This is a genomic window from uncultured Polaribacter sp., from assembly GCF_947503855.1.
Taxonomy (GTDB): Bacteria; Bacteroidota; Bacteroidia; order Flavobacteriales; family Flavobacteriaceae; genus Polaribacter.
This window is the reverse complement of the sequence record NZ_CANNFF010000001.1, coordinates 244,396-262,821: the sequence shown is the minus strand read 5'-3', so window position 1 is coordinate 262,821 and position 18,426 is coordinate 244,396. Positions and strand designations below refer to the sequence as shown.

Here is an 18,426-nt window from a genome sequence, read left to right as displayed (position 1 = left end):
TGTAGTCCTTATTTTAAATGAGCTACAAAATAATCTATTGTTTTTTGAATAATTACTTCACGTGTTGGTGAGATATATGCTCCAACTTTTCGCCAATTATGGCCTGCGTTTTTAATGATTAATGTTGTTACAGGTGCGTCAACTGCTTTTGCTTTTTCTGCCATATAATAGGCGTGCTTAACTGGTATAATTGTATCTTTATTTCCTTGTATCATTAATAAAGGCGAACTATTTTTAAGTAAATAATTAATAGGACTCATTTCTCTATACAAAGCTAATTTATCTTCTTTTGTTGTGTCAGAATTTATAATTCTTGGACCAAATCTATCTTTAAAATGTGGATCGTCATTATGATTAAATAAGTTAATTTTTTCAAAATCACAAGGTCCATACCAAGATACACCTGCTACCATATTATAACTGTATTTTGCTAATGTTGGATCTCCTTTTAACGTTTCTGGAGCACTTAATAACAACATTTGAGATATTTGACCACCAGCAGAATCTCCAAAAGAAAAGAATCGATTTATATCAAGTCCTAATTCCTTATTGTTTTTAGACAAATAACGCATTGCATCTTTACTATCAATAACACAGTCACGTATAAATGTCGTTCCTTCTTTACTCCAAAGTCTATAACCTACAGATACAACACAAAAACCTTTGTTTAAAAGTGCTTCATGAACAATTTTAAAAGAAGCATTAGCAGCACCATGTTTGCTTCCTGCTGCCCAACCACCACCGTGAGTGTAAATAATTACGGGTAACTTTTGTTCTTTTTTTATGTTTTTAGTATAATAAATATCAAGATATAAATTTTCTTCTTTTGTCTTTTTGTATAAGACATTTAACTTCCTTTCTCCACCTTGATTAATATAAGTGATTCTAATTTTACGAAACTCTTCTTCACTAATTGCATTATCTTTATTATGATCAAATCTTTTTAATCCTTTCCATCTTCTGGTATTTTCATTTTTAGTGAATTTCCTATCCTTATTGGTATCTAACTTTTTCCATTCTTTTTTGATGTAATATTCACGATAAGTTCTATTTGACTGATCATCTGTTTGCGAAAACCCTTTAATAAAAGGGAATGTCACAAACAATATTAATAGTTTAGTTTTTAGCATTAATTTCATCCTATATTATTAATGTTTTACTTTTTTAGAAACAGTATAATCCGCAGCTTTCAAAGAGGTCATTGGATCATTGTTTTTATCCATTTCAGCTTCTAATAAATTTGTCATTTCACTTACTTTGTCACTGTATTTTGGATTGTTTCCTAAATCATTCATTTCATACTCATCTTCTAAAAGGTTAAAAAGTTTTTTCTTTTTAATCTTTGGATATACAATTAACTTCCAATTGTCTTTAATTAGCATTCTTTGTGTACCCATATATGCACCATAAATAGATTTATAATTACTTTTCTTATTATTTTTGAGCAATGGTAAAATACTATTGAACGATACATAAGCTGGTTTTTCAATAGATGCTAATTCTAATGAAGTAGCCATAGCATCTTGCAGATAAATAGGAGTATCTATTTTTTTATCAGCTTTTATATTTGGTCCAGAAATAATAAAAGGAGCACGCATAGAATGTTCATACATATTTTGTTTACCAACCAAACCATGATGTCCAACTGCCAATCCATGATCTGATGTAAAAATAATGTATGTGTTATTTGCTTTTCCTGATTTTTCAAGAGCATCTAAAATTCGACCAATTTGAACATCCATATAAGTGATACTAGCATAATATTCTTGTCTATGCACTTTAATTGCATAAGGTGTTCTAGGGAAAGGAGCTAACTTTTCATCTCTAATTATTGGGATTCCATTCTGACCCATATCTGGATATAAATCTTGATAATTTTGAGGAAGTTTAATGCTATCTATTGGATATTTATCAATATACTCTTTAGGTGCTTGTCTTGGATCATGAGGAGCATTAAAAGCCAAATACATAAAAAATGGATTTTCATCATTTTTAGCTTTTTCAATAAATTCGATACCATCATCTGCTAAGACTTTGCTCCAATGTTTTCCTCCTTGCCAAAAACCACCATTTGCTTTATCCCAAGAATACCAAGCCGTATCTGGGTTTTCTCCTTCAATAGGTCTGTTATATGCTTTTTTTATGCTTTTAGGCATTCCTGCTCTCACATTTTTTGAAGTGTCAAAAACTGATTTTACAGAAATTGGAACGTGCCATTTCCCAGACATGTATGTTGTATAGCCAGCTTCTTTCATCATTTCTGGCCAAGAATGTTTCTTTTTTCTTTTAATTTCTTTTATAGTATTTCTGGCCTGCCATAAACTTGTTCCACTAATTAACATAGATCTGCTTGCTACACAAACTGCACCTGCCCAAGAACCTTGATTATAAGTATGCGTAAACGTTGTGCCGCTTTTTGTTAAGGTATCTAAATTAGGAGTTTCGACAATTGTTTGCCCATTTGCACCAATAGTTTCAAATGATTGGTCGTCTGAAAAAATGAATAAAATATTTGGCTTTTGAGTTTGAGAATTAATACTTAAACATATTAATAGTAAAACAGGATTTAATAGGTTTTTCATTCTAAAATTATTTTTTAAAAGCAAAATCTGCCTGTGGCCATTCTCCTATTATAGCATCGTTTTTTTGAACTTCACCAGATGTACTTCTGCCATCATTTATCTGTTTTAGTAATATTTTTTTTAATTCTTTTACGATCTCTGGAAATTTATTAGCAATATTTTTTTTCTCTTTAATATCTGTTTTTAAATTATATAGAATTTCTTTAGAATAAACATTTTTATGCTTTTTTGTTTTTCCAGATGCCATAATTCCAGAATTAGGGGATACAATTAATTTCCAATCTCCTTTTCTGATAGCAAAAACACCATATTTATCATGATGAATAGTCACGTCTCTTAAATAATTTCCTTCATTGGTTAATAAAGGCAACATGCTAAAACTATCTTCAGCTTCATTATCTTTAAAATTATAATTGATAATATCTGCACAAGTTGCCATAAAATCTGTGGTACATATAATTGCATCCGAAACCGAGTTTGGCTTTATTTTTTCTGGCCATTTTACCAAAAAAGGAACTCTATGACCTCCTTCTAAAAAACTTCCTTTATAACCACTATAAATATAGCTTGGACTGTGTTTTTTCTTTCTTAAAGTTTTTAAATCATTTGTGGTAGCAAAACCATTATCGCTTGTAAAAATGACTAATGTATTTTCATCTATTCCTTTTTCTTTTAATGTTTTAAAAATAGTTCCCATTAAATCATCAATCATAATTACAAAATCTGCATAAGGGCTGCCAATTTCACTTTTACCTTTCCATGGAGCAATTGGTAGAACAGGATTATGAGGAGAAGGCAATGGAATGTACATGAAAAAAGGTTCTTCTTTATTGGCATTTTCTTTAATAAATGAAATAGATTTATTTACAACGTTTGGTAGTACTTCATCGTGTTTAAAATCATCAGCAATTTCACCTCTTATCCAAGTTGCAAATGGCGATTGTTTTTTAGTTTGTGATGAAATTCCTGTTGGAACCATTGTTGCTTTATCATTTTCGATATAAACAAAAGGTGGCATATTTAAAGATGCTGAAATTATATAAGAATAATCAAAACCCATGTTTTTAGGTCCAAATTTTAAAGGTTTACTGTAATCAATATTTTTAAAATTAAGTCTATCTGTTTTTCCTGAAAAATGATCAAACTCTTGGCTATTGTTTTTCATGGTCCAATTTAAACCCAAATGCCATTTACCAATATTTGCAGTTTTATATCCATTATCCTTTAGAAGTTGGGCAACTGTTAATCTGTTTTTCTGAATTAAACTTGGCGAGTTTCCCCAAGTAACAAATTCTTTTAAAGGCGTTCTCCAATTGTATCTTCCTGTTAAAATTCCATATCTTGTTGGTGTGCATACAGAAGATGATGTATGTGCATCTGTAAACATCATACCTTCTTTACCCATTTTATCCAAATTTGGAGTATGTATTTTGCTGTTTTCATTATAGATACTTAAATCACCAATTCCTAAATCATCAGCCAAAATGTAGATAATGTTTGGTCTTTTATTTTTAGTTTTTTTTGATGTTTGGCTACTAGCACAATTTGTATTAATTAATAGAACCGCTAACAGCAGAAATTTTATTTTAAAAACCTGATTTGTTTTAGTTTTCATAATCTTTTTAATTGTTTTTTAAAGTAACTTCTACAACATAACCAAGTGCATTTTTTGGTAGTCCAATTATCGTTGTTTTTAATCCATTTTTATCTTGTTGCCAATTCAAAATTTTGTTGCTTCTTAATAATTTTACTTCCTCAATAGTTTCATCACCTTTTTTTAAAGATTTTATCAGTATTTCACCTTTAGTATTTGTCAAAGAAATAACATATACTTTATTCCCTTTTGCAGTAAACCAAAAATCTTTTGACGTAAAATTTCTTTTAAAACCTTTAGTAGCTCTATGACCTGTGCCACCTAAGAGTGTTTCTTCTTGACCTTCATTTGGGATTTTCCAACGTGAAGTTCCATAAACTGCATCTGAATTTTGATGGATCCATTTTCCCATTTCACGCAAGTTTTTTGCGCTTGTTTCAGGTACTTGCCCTTCTCCATCAGGACCAATATTTAATAAATAATTTCCGCCTTTGGATAAAATGTCCACAAAATAATACAACAATTCTTTCGGATTTTTCCAGTCTTCATCATACGATTTATATCCCCAAGAATTATTTGTAGTTCCACAGGTTTCCCAATATTTATCTAATTTTTCTGATGCAGAAGGAATTTTATTATCACCAGCATCTAAATAATCTCCAAAAGCATAACCAACTCTTCTATTAACTAATACATTGGGATTTATATTATAAACCTGCTTATAAAATTCAAACGCTTGTTTTTCAGTAATAAAACCAGTTCCATCAAACCAAATTAAATTAAGTTTTGGAAACAAAGTCAACAACTCTTTAATTTGAGGATATGCTTTTCTTTCCAAATATTCTTCGTGAGTATTTGGACTTGGATCCCATAGGTTTTTACCTATAGGGTGTGTGTAAATTCCTAAAGAATCATTCTCTTTTTTAATGTTATTATAGTTACCATCGGATCCATCCATCCAATCATTACCATGAGAATAATAAACACCAAAATCTAATCCTTCTTTTAAACAGGCATCATACAATTCTTTAACAACATCTGCTTTGTAAGGAGTTGCATCTACCATATTGTAATCAGAAACTGCAGAATTAAATAAAGAAAAGCCATCATGGTGTTTTGAAGTAAGTACTACGTATTTCATTCCTACATCTTTAGCCAATTTTGCTATATTCTGAGCAAATGATTTATCTGGATTAAAAGTTTTGGCTAACTCACTATATTCTTTTCTAGAAATTCTGAAAGCAAACATTAACCATTCTGCTACTTTGGGACCGCTAAAAGGAGATTTATTGATGCGAGTTTCTTTCCACATTCCTCCAGCTTGTGAGTATAATCCCCAATGAATAAACATTCCTAGTTTTGATTCTTTAAAATGTTGTAATGCTTTTTGTTTCTCAATAGATTGATGCATTTTCAACCATTCTTGGTGAAAATTACCAGTACCAATTGGTTTTTTATAATGAGGAATAATTCTTAAACTAGTAAAGTTTCCTTTTGTAGATATTGAAATCGTCTGATTTCCGATGTTTTTAAATTGAATTTTGTTTTTGATCTCTGAAACTATTTGGTTAGAATTAATAACATAGCTTTTTAATAATGTTTTTTCAAATTCTTGTTCTCCAATTTTTATTTTCACAGTAGTTTTATCCCTAAAGTAAGCCTGATTTGAAACTATTTGCAAAACATATTCTGTAGGTTGTTTTACCTTAAAACTCCAAGAAAATGTATTTCCTTCTTTTTCTGAAACCGTTTTTTCTAATACAATCCAATTATTTGTTTGGTTGAATTTTTCTTTTTTTAAAGAAGAGGTATACACATTTATTTTACAGGATACTAAAATTAGAAAAACTGCAAATACAATAGTATTTATTCTTAATTTCATTTTGGATGATCTTTTAATCAATTTGAGGTTCCCATTCTAGAACTCCTTGCTCCTTTAATTGCTTATAATATTTTATGTGTAATGGTTGATGTTTTATTCTCTTTCTATTTTCATTTATCATAAATGGAATAGAAGAAGACCACCATTCGTTATAAGGTTGTTCAAATTTTGAGATTACTTCTGGATTTTCTGAAGCAACATTTCTACGTTCACCAGGATCGTTCATTACATCATACAATTCTGTATTATTCACAAAACGGCATTGTTTACTTCTAATCGTCATTTTAGTGTATTTTGCATTTTCAACTTGTCCTGATTTCCATCGTCCACAATGTGTAAACAACAAACGATCTTTCCAATTCTCATACTTATTTTCTAAAAAAGGAAGTAAAGATCTACCTTCTAAAGTTTGCATGTTTTTTGGCAGTTTTGAGCCTGCTAATTCTGTGAAGGTTTTGTATAAATCGATATGAGCTGTAAGTTGATTAATATTTTTTCCTTCAGTTAAAACACCCTTCCAATAAAAGAAAAGAGGTACATGATTTCCACCTTCATTTGGTGAATTTTTTCCTCCTTTTAGATTTGCATTAAAATGTTTTACTTTTTTTCCATTTAAAGTTCCTCTTAAATGTGTTGCGCCATTATCCGTAGTAAAAATAATTAGCGTATTATCTAAAGCATTCCATTCATTAAGTTTTTTTGTCAACCGTCCAAAATTGTCATCAATGTTTTCAATCATTCCATATCTACCAGCAGTTCCTTCATTATAACCCAAATCTAAAAAACGTTTTTTATAAGATTCAGGCGCAACTAAAGGTGCATGAGGTGCATTTAATGAAATATAGGTAAAATAAGGTTCTTTATTATCTATTTTTTCTTTGGTCCATGCCAATGCAGCATCAAAAAAAACATCTGTACAAAAGCCTTTGGTTTTTACAATGGTTTTATTGTGAAGTAACACATTATCAAAATATACATTTTCTGCATTTGGTGGAAAATCACCCAATCTAACTTGACCTATACCTCCAGAACCATGCATCAAAACTTCATTAAAACCTCTGTTTTTTGGTAGATATTCATCAGCATCTCCTAAATGCCATTTCCCAAAAAGGCCTGTTTTATAACCTGCTGATTGCAAAGCTTGAGGAAGTGTATAAATATCCAATGCCATTCTTTCACGTTCCAAAATCGTATGCGTTACGCCAGATCTAAATTCGTGAGCTCCACTCATCAATGCAGCTCTTGTTGGAGCACAAGTAGGACTTACATGATATTCTGTAAAACGTGTTGATTTGTCATAAAAAGCATCAATGTTTGGTGTTTTCACAACCTCATTTCCCATACAAGAAAAATCTCCCATACCTTGATCATCTGTCATTACAAAGATGATGTTTGGTTTGCTATTTTTTAAAGTATTAGTATTCTCTTGACCATAATTAATTTTAAAAAAAAACAGGAAGCACAAGCAACTGTAAGTAACTACGTTTTTCATGATTCCAGTTTTTATTTTCAACGTTTAATTATTTAACTTTATGCAATTCTCCTTTTACAATGAATCTATTTTCATCTATGGCAATAAAAATATATTCTCTAGCTTCTTTAGGAAGCGTTACAGTATATTCTAACTTGTTTTTACTAGAATCTATAGGTATTTTTATATAGGTTGTTGAATGTTTCTTTTGTTTTACTTTCTTCCCATTTTTACTGGATTTTACCGGATCTCCTATTTTAATAAGTACATAACCTCGTACTACCTCAGATTTTCCTTTTTCTAATTGAATAGAAACTTTACGAGATTTGGAATCAAAAACATCTACAATAATGTTTGGAAGCGCAGCTATATTTTCGGTTTCATCTTTAAATTTTGAAGGATCTTTATAAGGCAATTCAGCATCGTAATCTTTGATGTATTTCTCTAGTTTTTCAGACAATTCTTTAACCACCTCTGGTTCTTGCTCTGCTATATCATATTTTTCTTCTAAATCGTGTCGTTTTCCATTTTTATACAAACGGTGCAATACATAACTATCTGTTTCAAACTTTTTATATAGTTTATAATCACCAGATCTTATAGCAGACTGATTTTGAGTCTCTACACTATATGGATAATGCCACCATAAATCTTCTCTAGAGGTTCCCTTACTATTTTTAACAGCATTTTCATTAGTAAACAATACGTTAGAAATATTTAATCCATCTAAATCTGAACTATATTTGGTAGGTATTTTACTGTCTGTAAGACTTAAAATGGTTGGGAAAAAATCTAATTGATTTATTAACAACTCTTTAGTTTTTTCTTTTGGAATATTTGGACCTGCTACAAGCATTGGTACTCTAATACCACCTTCTTCTGTATACTTTTTACCTTTGTCTAAAGGTGCATTGTCAGACATTATTTCATCTTTTCTTTTTTCTGCGCCACCATTATCGGAAGAGAAAAAGATATAAGTTGTCTCATATAACTTTTTACCTGGGTTTCTAGGATCGTCTGTTTTTTTTAATAAATCAACTACACGACCTAAACTCCAATCTAAAGTAGTAACCATGGCTCCAAAATAGGGGTTGTTTTGTCCTCCTTTAGTAATTGGAACATCTTCTTTTGGAAACTCCATTCCAAATTTATCACAATAGTATTGTAATAATTCGCGATTTTTAGAGTGAATTGGATAATGAACCATCCAGTGCGCTAAATATAAAAAGAAAGGTTCTTCTTTATTATCTTGGATAAATTGTAGTGCGTCTTCTGTCACCTCATCTGTTGGGTATGAAATTCCATTAGGTGACTCTTTTGTAAAAGGGAAGTATTTTTCTTCACTTAAACGGTATTTATCATTCTTGTTATGTGTTGCAAAAAAATTCGTCCTGTTATTCTTACCTTTTGGACCTTGATGCGCTCCTCTTGATTCATTAGAAAAATCAAAACCTTGATTTGATGGACTCTGTATTTTTAAATGTCCAGCATGCCATTTACCTACATGTCCTGTTTTATAACCATTCATTTTTAAAGCTTCTGCAATCGTAAAATGATCAGGACTTAATCCCTCTGGAAAAAAAGGGCTAATATACTTTGATCTTTTACTAGACTTTGGAATAGTTCCTCCAGCAACTTGTGTTACCGTTGTTTTAGCAGGATGTAACCCAGTTAAAAGAGAGCTTCTAGATGGTGCGCATGTGGGCGCTGCAGAATATGCATTTGTAAAATTGATAGCGTCTTCTGCTAATTTTTTAATGTTTGGTGTATCCCAACTACAGGGCTCGTCTAAATCGTTTAGTTCTACGTCTTGCCAACCTAAATCATCAGCATAAAAAATGATGATATTAGGTTTTATTAAATTATTACTGTTTTGACTATTTATATCATTAGAAATAAATAGTGTCATCAGTAATAAACCTAGAATACTTTTTTTATGATGCATATTAAATATTTTTTATGTTGATGAAATTATTAGGCTTTTTTTTTAATTTTTCTTGGTTCTTTTCTTTTTCCTGTTCTTCTTATTTTTCTTTTTGGTAGTTGATTTATTTTCTGCCAATTGATGAAATTTACTTTTTACCATAAACCTATTTTCATCTATAAAAACAATAGCACATTCTGTAGCGCCTTTAGGGACTGTTAATGTATACTCTAAGTTATTTTTATTTACATCAACAGCTACACTAACATAAGGTGCTTTTATCTTTCTTTTCTTACCATTTTTACTAACACTATTTAAATTTTGAAAACTCACAAGTGCGTACGCCTCAATAACTTTAGATTTTCCTTTCTCTAATTTTACCGTAAATTGTCTATTTTCTTTATTAAAAGAATCAGACATTACTTTAGGAATAGTAGCTACATTTTCTGCTTCACCTTTAGTTTTTGAAGGATCTTTATATGGAAATTTGGCATCGTAATCTTTTAAGTATTTCTCTAATTTTGTAGCTAAATCTTTAACTATTTCTGGTGATTTTTTTGCGATATCGTGCTTTTCTTCTAAATCAGCTCTTTCTCCATTTTTATACAATCGATATAATTCATAATTACCTTTAATGTGGTTTTTATACAATTTATAATCTCCACTTCTAATGGCAGATTGCATTTGGCTATCTTGATTGTGAGGAAAATGCCACCATAATTCTTCTCTTATTTCTCCATTATCATTTTTGATGTCTTTCTCATTATTTTGTAATACTCCTGTAATATTTAATCCGTCAAAATCTGAACTATATTTAGTTGGTACTTTACTACCTGTTAGGTCTAAAATTGTTGGAAAAAAATCTAATTGATTTACTAAACCATCGTATGTTTTTCCTTTAGTAATACTTGGTCCTGAAATTAATAAAGGAACTCTAATACCACCTTCTTGAGCATATTTTTTACCTTGATCTAAAGGAAAGTTATCTGTAACTATATCTCCGTTTGCTTTTTCAACAGCTCCATTATCAGAAGAAAAAATAATATAAGTAGTTTCATATAGTTTTTTACCAGGATTTCTTGGGTCATCTGTTTTCTTTAGTAAATCTACTACACGTCCTAAACTCCAATCTAAAGTAGTTACCATAGATCCGTAAAAAGGATTTGTTTGTCCACCAGTTTTAATAGGAATGTTTTTTGTTGGAAAATCGATACCTAACTTATCACTGTAATATTGTAATAATTCTTTATTTTTAGTATGAATTGGAGCGTGAACTAACCAATGAGCTAAATATAAAAAGAAAGGTTCTTCTTTACTATCCTTGATAAATTTCAAAGCCTTTTCAGTAACCTCATCTTTTGGGTACGAAATTCCTTGAGGAGATTCTTTAGTAAAAGGAGCATACTTTTCATCGCTCAAACGATATTTGTCGTTTTCATTATGAGTTGCAAATGCTGTTAAACGATTATCAGGCTTTTTTGGTCCTTGATGTGCTCCTCTTGATTCAAACGCAAAATCAAATCCTTGATTTATTGACTTCTGTGCTTCAAGGTGACCTACGTGCCATTTTCCAACATGACCTGTTTTATATCCATTCATTTTTAAGGCCTCTGCCATGGTAAAATGTTCAGGTTCTAATCCTTCTGGAAAAAAAGGATGAATATAAGTTGAACGACCAGAAGCTTTAGGTAAAATTCCTCCTGCAACATGTGTTACTCCAGTTTTAGTTGGGTGTAATCCTGTTAACATAGCACATCTAGATGGTGCACAAGTAGGTGCAGGAGAATATCCATTTGTGAAATTCACAGCATCTTTTGCAAGTTTTGCTATGTTAGGTGTTTCCCAAGGACTTGGGTCATCTAAATTATTTATTTCTGTATCCTGCCAACCTAAATCATCAACATAAAAAATAATAACATTAGGCTTTATTAAATCTTTTTTTTCTTGAGCTTTAAAGTTTAAAGAAAAAACGAACAGTAATAAAACGAGTGCAGGTTTGTTTAAAATATATTTCATTGTATTTGTTTTGTAATATTAATTTTTAGACTCAATTTTTTATTTATAGTTTAATTTGGCTGTTTTGTTTTCTATATCTAACCAAACATCTAAATGTTCAAATTGTCTAGTATAGATGTAGCCATTTCGTTTTGCAAATCCTAGAGGTTTTCCTAGTGGTTTTTCATATTGAGGAAAGGTTTTTAACCAAGTAGCAGAAGTGTTGCTTTTGTATCCATCATGAGGATATACATAACTATATTTTTCAGCACAAACTAAAAACAGCGCTAATACATAATCTAGACGTGAATTTAGATTTTCATTTATTTCTACGGATTCTCTTAGGTCATCAATTCCAATATGTTCTCCTTTTAAAGATTTTCCTAGACCTATAGACATCGCAATTACTTTTCCTTCTCTTGCTGATTTTTGAAAAGCTTCTATTCCTTTTGCTAGATAATCTGCATAAGTTGTGCCAAAACCACCTTTATCAAATCCTTCAAGGTATGAACCATCAAAATATTTTAAAAACTCTCTTCCAGAATTTTTAAAATCAGGACGTGCACGAATCATATTTGCAATTAGTAAATTATCGTTTCCTAATTGTGATTTTAAATTTTTCATCATTGAAAAATACCCAGCTTTAATGGCTTTTTGTTTTTCTACACCAACTTTATTTTTAAAAAAACCGGGAACTAATACTTTTATGTTAGCATCCATAAAAACACCATCAATAAAAGGACTTTCTGTTATTTTTTTAACGTGATTTAACCAATATTTACGAACGTATTCTTGTGAAATATCAAAAAAACCAGTTCTACCATTTGACATTAAAGCCTTTTTACTTAATGTATTAAACAAATATGCTTGTGGGTTTTCTTTTAAAAATAAATCATCTTCTTTGTAACCTCTCCAATTAATTACAACATTCTTGTAATACAATACTTTTGTATAAGGGTTTATCTTTTTTATTGCTTTTGATGCAGCTAAAGTTCCATTCTCTGTAGATCCATAAGTTTTGCTACCAGTGGTTTTTTCTAAAGTTATTAATGGAAATTTTGCTAAATATTTAATCTCTTTGTTTGTAAAGGCTGTACTTTTACGAACATGCATATACAAAGGCATTTTATCCCAAGAAAAGGCTGGCAATTTATTTTGTGCTGACACTTCTGAAGAAGTTTCTATATTTTTTGATTTGCACGAACTTAAAGAAAGTGCTAAAACAATCAATAAAAATGAAGATTTAAAATGCATTTTAAACATAAATTATTCTAGTATTATTTTAAAACAAATAGCAGGCTGATTTGGTAAATTCTTAAAATTATTTTGAATAACTAAACCATCTTTATTTTGATGCCAGGTAATTTTTTCATTACTTCCTAGCATTTTTATTTCTTTTATTTTTTTTTGTAAAATACCGCCTTTGTTGAGTGTTTTAATTAAAATATTTTCTATTGGAACTCCTAAAACAAAAGCAAACAGGTTTCCTTTTTTTGTTGTAATTCGAATGTCTTTTACAGAGAATTTTTTTAGATTTTCACCAGCTCTTTTTGTAATTATTTTTAAAGGACCTTCGCCATAAACCTTCCAAGGTCTGGTGTTATAGATTCCTTCTTGATTGATTTTTATAAATTTTCCAAAATCAGATAACATTTTTATTTGATTATCAGGTATCGTTCCATCACCTTTTAAAGCAATGTTAATCATTACTACACCATTTTTACTGATAGCATCAATAGCATTACCAATTAAAACATCTAATGACATTTTTGTGAAAGACTTTTTTCTGTAGAACCAACTTCCAGATAAATCTGTAGCCCAAATCCATGGGTGTGTTTGCTGTTCGCCAAACATTCCTCTTTCTAAATTGTAGGTAAATGCGGCTTTATTTTCCTTCGGATTTTTAAAAGATAAAACAGTGGTTTGTTTTCCTTTATTCTCTTTTAAATCTCTATTTAAGTAATCAGAAAATAATTTAACTCCTAATCCTTTTCCTGTTTTTATAGATGGATAAGGAGAATCATTATTAAACATATCTGGATCGTATTTTTCAATTAAATCCCAAGAACGTTTGTACCAATGTTCGTTCCAACTATCTTGACTGGCAAATTCTTTTGTGTCGTAATCCATATTAAAGAATTCCCATTCTGGAGTTCCTTCTTTTTGAAATTTTCTAGCGGTTCTAAAAAAGCGAGGAGACCAATATAAATGTGTAGATACCCCAAATTTTAAATTATGTTCTTGTGCAGCATCTTTCCATTCTCTAAGAATGTCTTTTTTCGGTCCCATATTAACAGCGTTATAAGGGAAAAATGAATCATACATATCAAAATTGTCATGATGAGTTGCTACAGGCATAATAAAACGAGCACCACATTCTTTTACGAATTTCACAATTTTACTAGCATTAAAATTTTCTGCCTTAAAATTTGATATAAATTTTTCATAACCGAATTCAGATGGTTTTCCATATCTTTCTGTATGCCATCTTGTTAGTTCTACAGTTCTTTTTCTATCAGGTTCGTTTCTTGCATCATAATCTATATCCCCATACATTCTTCTTCCATAATGAGAACCATCATCAGCTCTATTTTCATCAATAGATGATGGAATTCCCCAATGCATCCAAACTCCAATTTTACCATTTTGAAACCATTCTGGAACTTGATAGTTTTCTGCCATTGATTTCCAGTTAGGATTAATCTTTCTAACGGAATTGTTGTGTTGTAGGTTTTGACTAAAAATAAAACAAGAACATAAAGTTAAGAAAAGAGTTGTTGTAAACTTGGTCATTGTAGCTTTGTTTTATTACGTATACAAAGTAACTATTTACGACTTAACAAACAATTCTCTATTCCATCATTTTTTTGCTGTAAGAATTCAAAACAGTGGTTTTAATTAGATTCCAACATTTAAAAGAGATATTAATGCTTTACGATTAGTATTACCTCATTTGACCCAAAACAATGCATTATTAACTGTAATCAATGTAAAATATTTAAGTTTTTACAAAAACGAGCAAAGAAATGACTGAAATAAGCAGACTGCTTATTTAAATAAGTTAGAAATTAGCATCACAAAATTAGACTAAACTAAAATTACTAAATATGAAAAAAATATTGGCTATTATTATTTTTGTTTTAATGTCATCTTTTACGTTTTCGCAAGTAAGAACAATTAAAGGTAAAGTGACAGATGAAAAAGGAGAGTCATTGTTTGGAGTAAGTGTTTTTGTGAAGGGAACTACCCATGGAACAACTTCTAATATGAGTGGAGAGTATACAATAAGATTAAGAAATGAAAAAGCAGTACTTGTGTTTTCTTACTTAGGTTTTAAGACAGAAGAAAAAATTACTACTGGAAAAACTCTTATCAATGTCCAGCTGAAGTTAGATACTGAGTCTTTAACCGAAATTGTGATTACTACCGGAATTCGTGCTTCTCAACTAAGCGCAATAAAAGCAAAAAGAGATGCTGCTATTGTTGTAGAAGCGATTACTCCTGAGGATATTGGTAATTTTTCAGATTCTAACGTTGCTGATGCTTTGCAAAGAGTTGCAGGTGTACAGGTAGAGAGAAATGTGGATGATGTTGCTGGGGACAGGGTTTCTATTAGAGGTATTGGGCCACAGTTTGTTTCGGTTACTATGAATGGTCGTTCTCCAATATCTGCAGGTAACGAAGGAAAATCCGATTATAGAAAGTTTAACTTAAATGTAATTCCAAGTGAAATTATTTCTGGAGCAAGAATTAAAAAAACAACGCAAGCTAAAGAAGTTACTACTAATATTGGTGGTACAGTAGATTTTTTAACAATAAAACCTCTGGAAATGAAGTACAAAGGTGGTAAGAATTATTTGGCCAGTGTAAATGTAAGAAGTCAAATTAATTCAGAATTTAGTGACATTGATCCATTTGATTTTAGTGGTAGGTTTTCAGGTGTTTTTACAACAAAAATTAACGAAAAATTAGGCGTTGCTATTTCAGCTATCTATGCTGATGAAGATAGAATTAAAGATGAAACTAGATTTACTGGTTTAAATAATAGAAATTTTAGCGTAGATACTAATGGTAATGGTACATTTGATGATGGAGAGGATACGCTTTACGAAAATATTTTAACTCCAAATGCTATTAACAATGTTTTATCAAGATCTAATGAAAAAAGATTAACTGGGTCTGCGGCTATTCAATGGAGGCCAACTGAAACAGTAGATTTTGTATTAGATTATACGCGCACAAATGTAGATAGTAGATCTAAAAGACAACAGCTTCAGTTAGGTGGTTTTGCATCAGGAGGAGCTAATAATGGGTTAGTAGGTGGTAATCACCTTTTTGCTCCCGAAGATCTTATTATAGAAGGAGGAAATTTACTTTTTATTTCACCTTCATCAAACGATGTAACCAGAACGAATATTAATAAGAAACTTCAGCTTTATGACAATTATACAACCAATAACATTTTAGGTTTACGAACAACGATAACGCCTTCAGAAAAATTAAGTATTATTGTAGATGGGTCTTATTCTGATTTAGATTTTAAACAAACCTTAACGCAAGTAACTGGTAGGATAGATGGAAAAAGAGGTAATGCAACTACTGGATATGACCAAACAGAGCTAAGTATTGATACAAGAGGTGGAATACCTAGTTTTGAATTACCACGAGATTTTTTAGATTCTCAATCTTATAGTTTAAATCAAGTTGCAAATAGACTTATAAACACTAAAGGATATAATTATGCTACAACTATTGATATAGCATATGATTTAAGTGAAGTAGCAACAATAACTTTTGGTGGTAGGCATGCAAAAACTGATTTTGAAGCCAGACAAACAGAATCTGATAGGACTTCCGATCCACAATTTACCTATGGAGCTATTACAGATGCTCAAAACACTGCATTTCAAAATCTTTTAATTAATACAGCTGGAGCTGGTTTTAATGGAGGTAATGTTGGTGGTTTAGAAAATGGATGGCTTTACGTACCTGGAGAAGAAGTGTTAGATTTCTTTCCTGGCTTTGCTAGTTTAGATGGTGGTAGTGTTTTTGATTTTGATGTAGCTTTAGAAGATGTTGTGTCCGATGATGGTAATTTACTGTTTGACCCTTCAAGATCTTATGGGGCAGAAGAAACAAGTACAGATTTCTATACACAATTAGACTGGAAAACAGCAATATTCCAGATTCCTGTAGATTTAAATTTTGGTATTAGAGCTATTAGAACTGAAAACAAATCAGAGGGATTTAGTGCTTTAAGGGTTGATGATGCTGATGTTGATACAAATGATCCAGATACCGATTCAAGCTTTTTACAAGCTGCTATTTATCATGAAGTAGCATCTTCTAGATGGGATGTATTGCCAAGTTTTAATTCTAATTTCACATTACGAAAAAATCTTAAATTAAGATTAAACGTTTCTAGAGGTGTTTCTCGACCAAAGTATAGAGATTTAATTCCAAACAATACTATTAGGTACACGGTTGATCTTCCTGCTGGTACAGATTTAGCATCTCCTGAAGCACGTGGAAGAATAGTATCAGGAAACCCAGATTTAAAACCTTATACAGCATGGATGTATGATGCTACTGTTGAAGGATACACCAAAGGTGGAGGTGCTTTTGTATTTAGTGCTTTTTACAAGGATATAAGTAACTATATAGCAAGATCGGTTTTAGTAGCTCAAGAATTTCCAGGAGAAGAAATATTAGGTATTGCATTGCCATCTGGAAGCGAAAATTTGTTATTTGACATTACTAAACCCGTAAATTTAGCAGATGCACAACTTTATGGTATTGAAGTAGGTATTACACAACCCTTTACATTTTTGCCAGGTTTTGCAAAAGGATTTGGAATAAAAGCAAATTATTCTTTTGTTGAGAGTAATTTTGATGGTGATGGTATTATTGGAGATGCAATTAATGGTTTTCCAGGTACATCTAAACACAGTGCAAATGGAACATTCTATTATGAGCAAAAGGCTTTTTCTTTGAGATTTACAGCAGCTTACAGAGGAGATTACTTAAGTAATTTAGGAGGTCTTGGAGGTACACGTGCAGATCAAGGACATTATACAGAAGGGACAACTGTATTAGGTTTTACTGGTAGATATAATATGTTAAAGAAAAAATTACAAATAAGTGCAGGTGTAAGTAATTTTACAGGAGAAGATGTACGTAGATATCAAGGAGATGATAAGCAAAGTTTTTCAGCTTATTATAATAGACTTCCTATTTGGAAATTCGGTCTAAGATATAAGTTTTAATATATCAGAAATAAAAAAATATTATACAATAAAGAGCAACCCAAAAGTTGCTCTTTATTGTATTGGTAAACTTTATAACTAAATAAAAACTCATCATGTTTCTAATGAAAAATGAATATGCTATTTCTTAACGTAAGATATCTATGAATTTAGAAATGATTTTAAGATGATTGAAGTATCTCTTAATTCCATTTGTTTTCTTTAAAATACAGTTGTTATTAAATGACTGAACGTATCTTATAGTCCTTTAATAATTAGATGACACAACTTTCTTAACAGTCTGAGCTTATACCAGTTTATCTTGATAGACAACAACACAAAACCTATTAAAATAAATTCCATCTAATCGCAAGTTAACAACTGTGCGTTTGATGATTTTAATATTTGGAGATTACTCCAAAAAATGTTCAAAAGTTCTCTGTAATGTACTTACAGATAATTTACTGTCTCTACTTAAAGTTTCAAATATTTGATGTTCCAAAACCTATTTTTAAGACCAAATAAATCGGTTACTAAAAACTTGTTTAAGACGATTATTTAAAAATAGAATATCACAAGTTTTACACTTGAATTGTTGTTTCCCAAACTGATGCCTCCAGTTTATTATATTCAAACTAAAACAAAACCAACCTCACTTTCTTTTTACCATTTTTAAGGCAAAAAAAAGTTATATGAAACACGTTTCATATAACTTTTTAAATTATCAGTAAAA

Annotated in this window: 10 protein-coding genes; 1 reads left to right on the top strand and 9 read right to left on the bottom strand. The window is 30.6% G+C overall.

What is annotated here, in order from left to right; genetic code table 11:
* Positions 1-8 precede the first annotated feature (8 nt).
* Genes Q0662_RS01010 through Q0662_RS00970 form a run of 9 tightly spaced genes read right to left on the bottom strand, consistent with a single transcriptional unit; the run spans position 9 to position 14,241 of the window.
* Positions 9-1,100, bottom strand: coding sequence for an alpha/beta hydrolase (locus Q0662_RS01010; RefSeq protein WP_298946350.1), 1,092 nt, complete (start codon positions 1,098-1,100; stop codon positions 9-11).
* Between the two features lie 48 nt (positions 1,101-1,148).
* Positions 1,149-2,582: a sulfatase-like hydrolase/transferase gene (locus Q0662_RS01005; protein ID WP_298946167.1), complete on the bottom strand. Its 1,434-nt coding sequence runs from the start codon at positions 2,580-2,582 to the stop codon at positions 1,149-1,151.
* A gap of 7 nt (positions 2,583-2,589) precedes the next feature.
* Complete coding sequence (locus tag Q0662_RS01000; protein WP_298946165.1) at positions 2,590-4,197, bottom strand: arylsulfatase; 1,608 nt, start codon at positions 4,195-4,197, stop codon at positions 2,590-2,592.
* Between the two features lie 7 nt (positions 4,198-4,204).
* Entirely contained in the window at positions 4,205-6,058 is a 1,854-nt protein-coding gene (locus Q0662_RS00995; RefSeq protein ID WP_298946164.1) for an alpha-L-fucosidase, read from the bottom strand.
* A gap of 13 nt (positions 6,059-6,071) precedes the next feature.
* Positions 6,072-7,550: an arylsulfatase gene (locus tag Q0662_RS00990; protein WP_298946163.1), complete on the bottom strand. Its 1,479-nt coding sequence runs from the start codon at positions 7,548-7,550 to the stop codon at positions 6,072-6,074.
* 28 nt (positions 7,551-7,578) lie between these two features.
* Positions 7,579-9,474, bottom strand: coding sequence for a sulfatase (locus tag Q0662_RS00985; protein WP_298946161.1), 1,896 nt, complete (start codon positions 9,472-9,474; stop codon positions 7,579-7,581).
* Positions 9,475-9,516: 42 nt separating this feature from the next.
* Positions 9,517-11,469 (bottom strand): sulfatase, encoded by a 1,953-nt coding sequence (locus Q0662_RS00980; protein ID WP_298946158.1) that lies wholly within the window; start codon positions 11,467-11,469, stop codon positions 9,517-9,519.
* 39 nt (positions 11,470-11,508) lie between these two features.
* Complete coding sequence (locus Q0662_RS00975) at positions 11,509-12,678, bottom strand: putative glycoside hydrolase (RefSeq protein WP_298946157.1); 1,170 nt, start codon at positions 12,676-12,678, stop codon at positions 11,509-11,511.
* A 36-nt stretch (positions 12,679-12,714) separates the two neighbouring features.
* Positions 12,715-14,241, bottom strand: a complete 1,527-nt coding sequence (locus Q0662_RS00970) for an alpha-L-fucosidase (protein ID WP_298946155.1) — start codon at positions 14,239-14,241, stop codon at positions 12,715-12,717.
* Between the two features lie 314 nt (positions 14,242-14,555).
* On the opposite strand from Q0662_RS00970, the gene Q0662_RS00965 reads away from it, so the two are divergent.
* Positions 14,556-17,714: a TonB-dependent receptor gene (locus Q0662_RS00965; RefSeq protein WP_298946153.1), complete on the top strand. Its 3,159-nt coding sequence runs from the start codon at positions 14,556-14,558 to the stop codon at positions 17,712-17,714.
* The last annotated feature ends 712 nt before the right edge of the window (positions 17,715-18,426 follow it).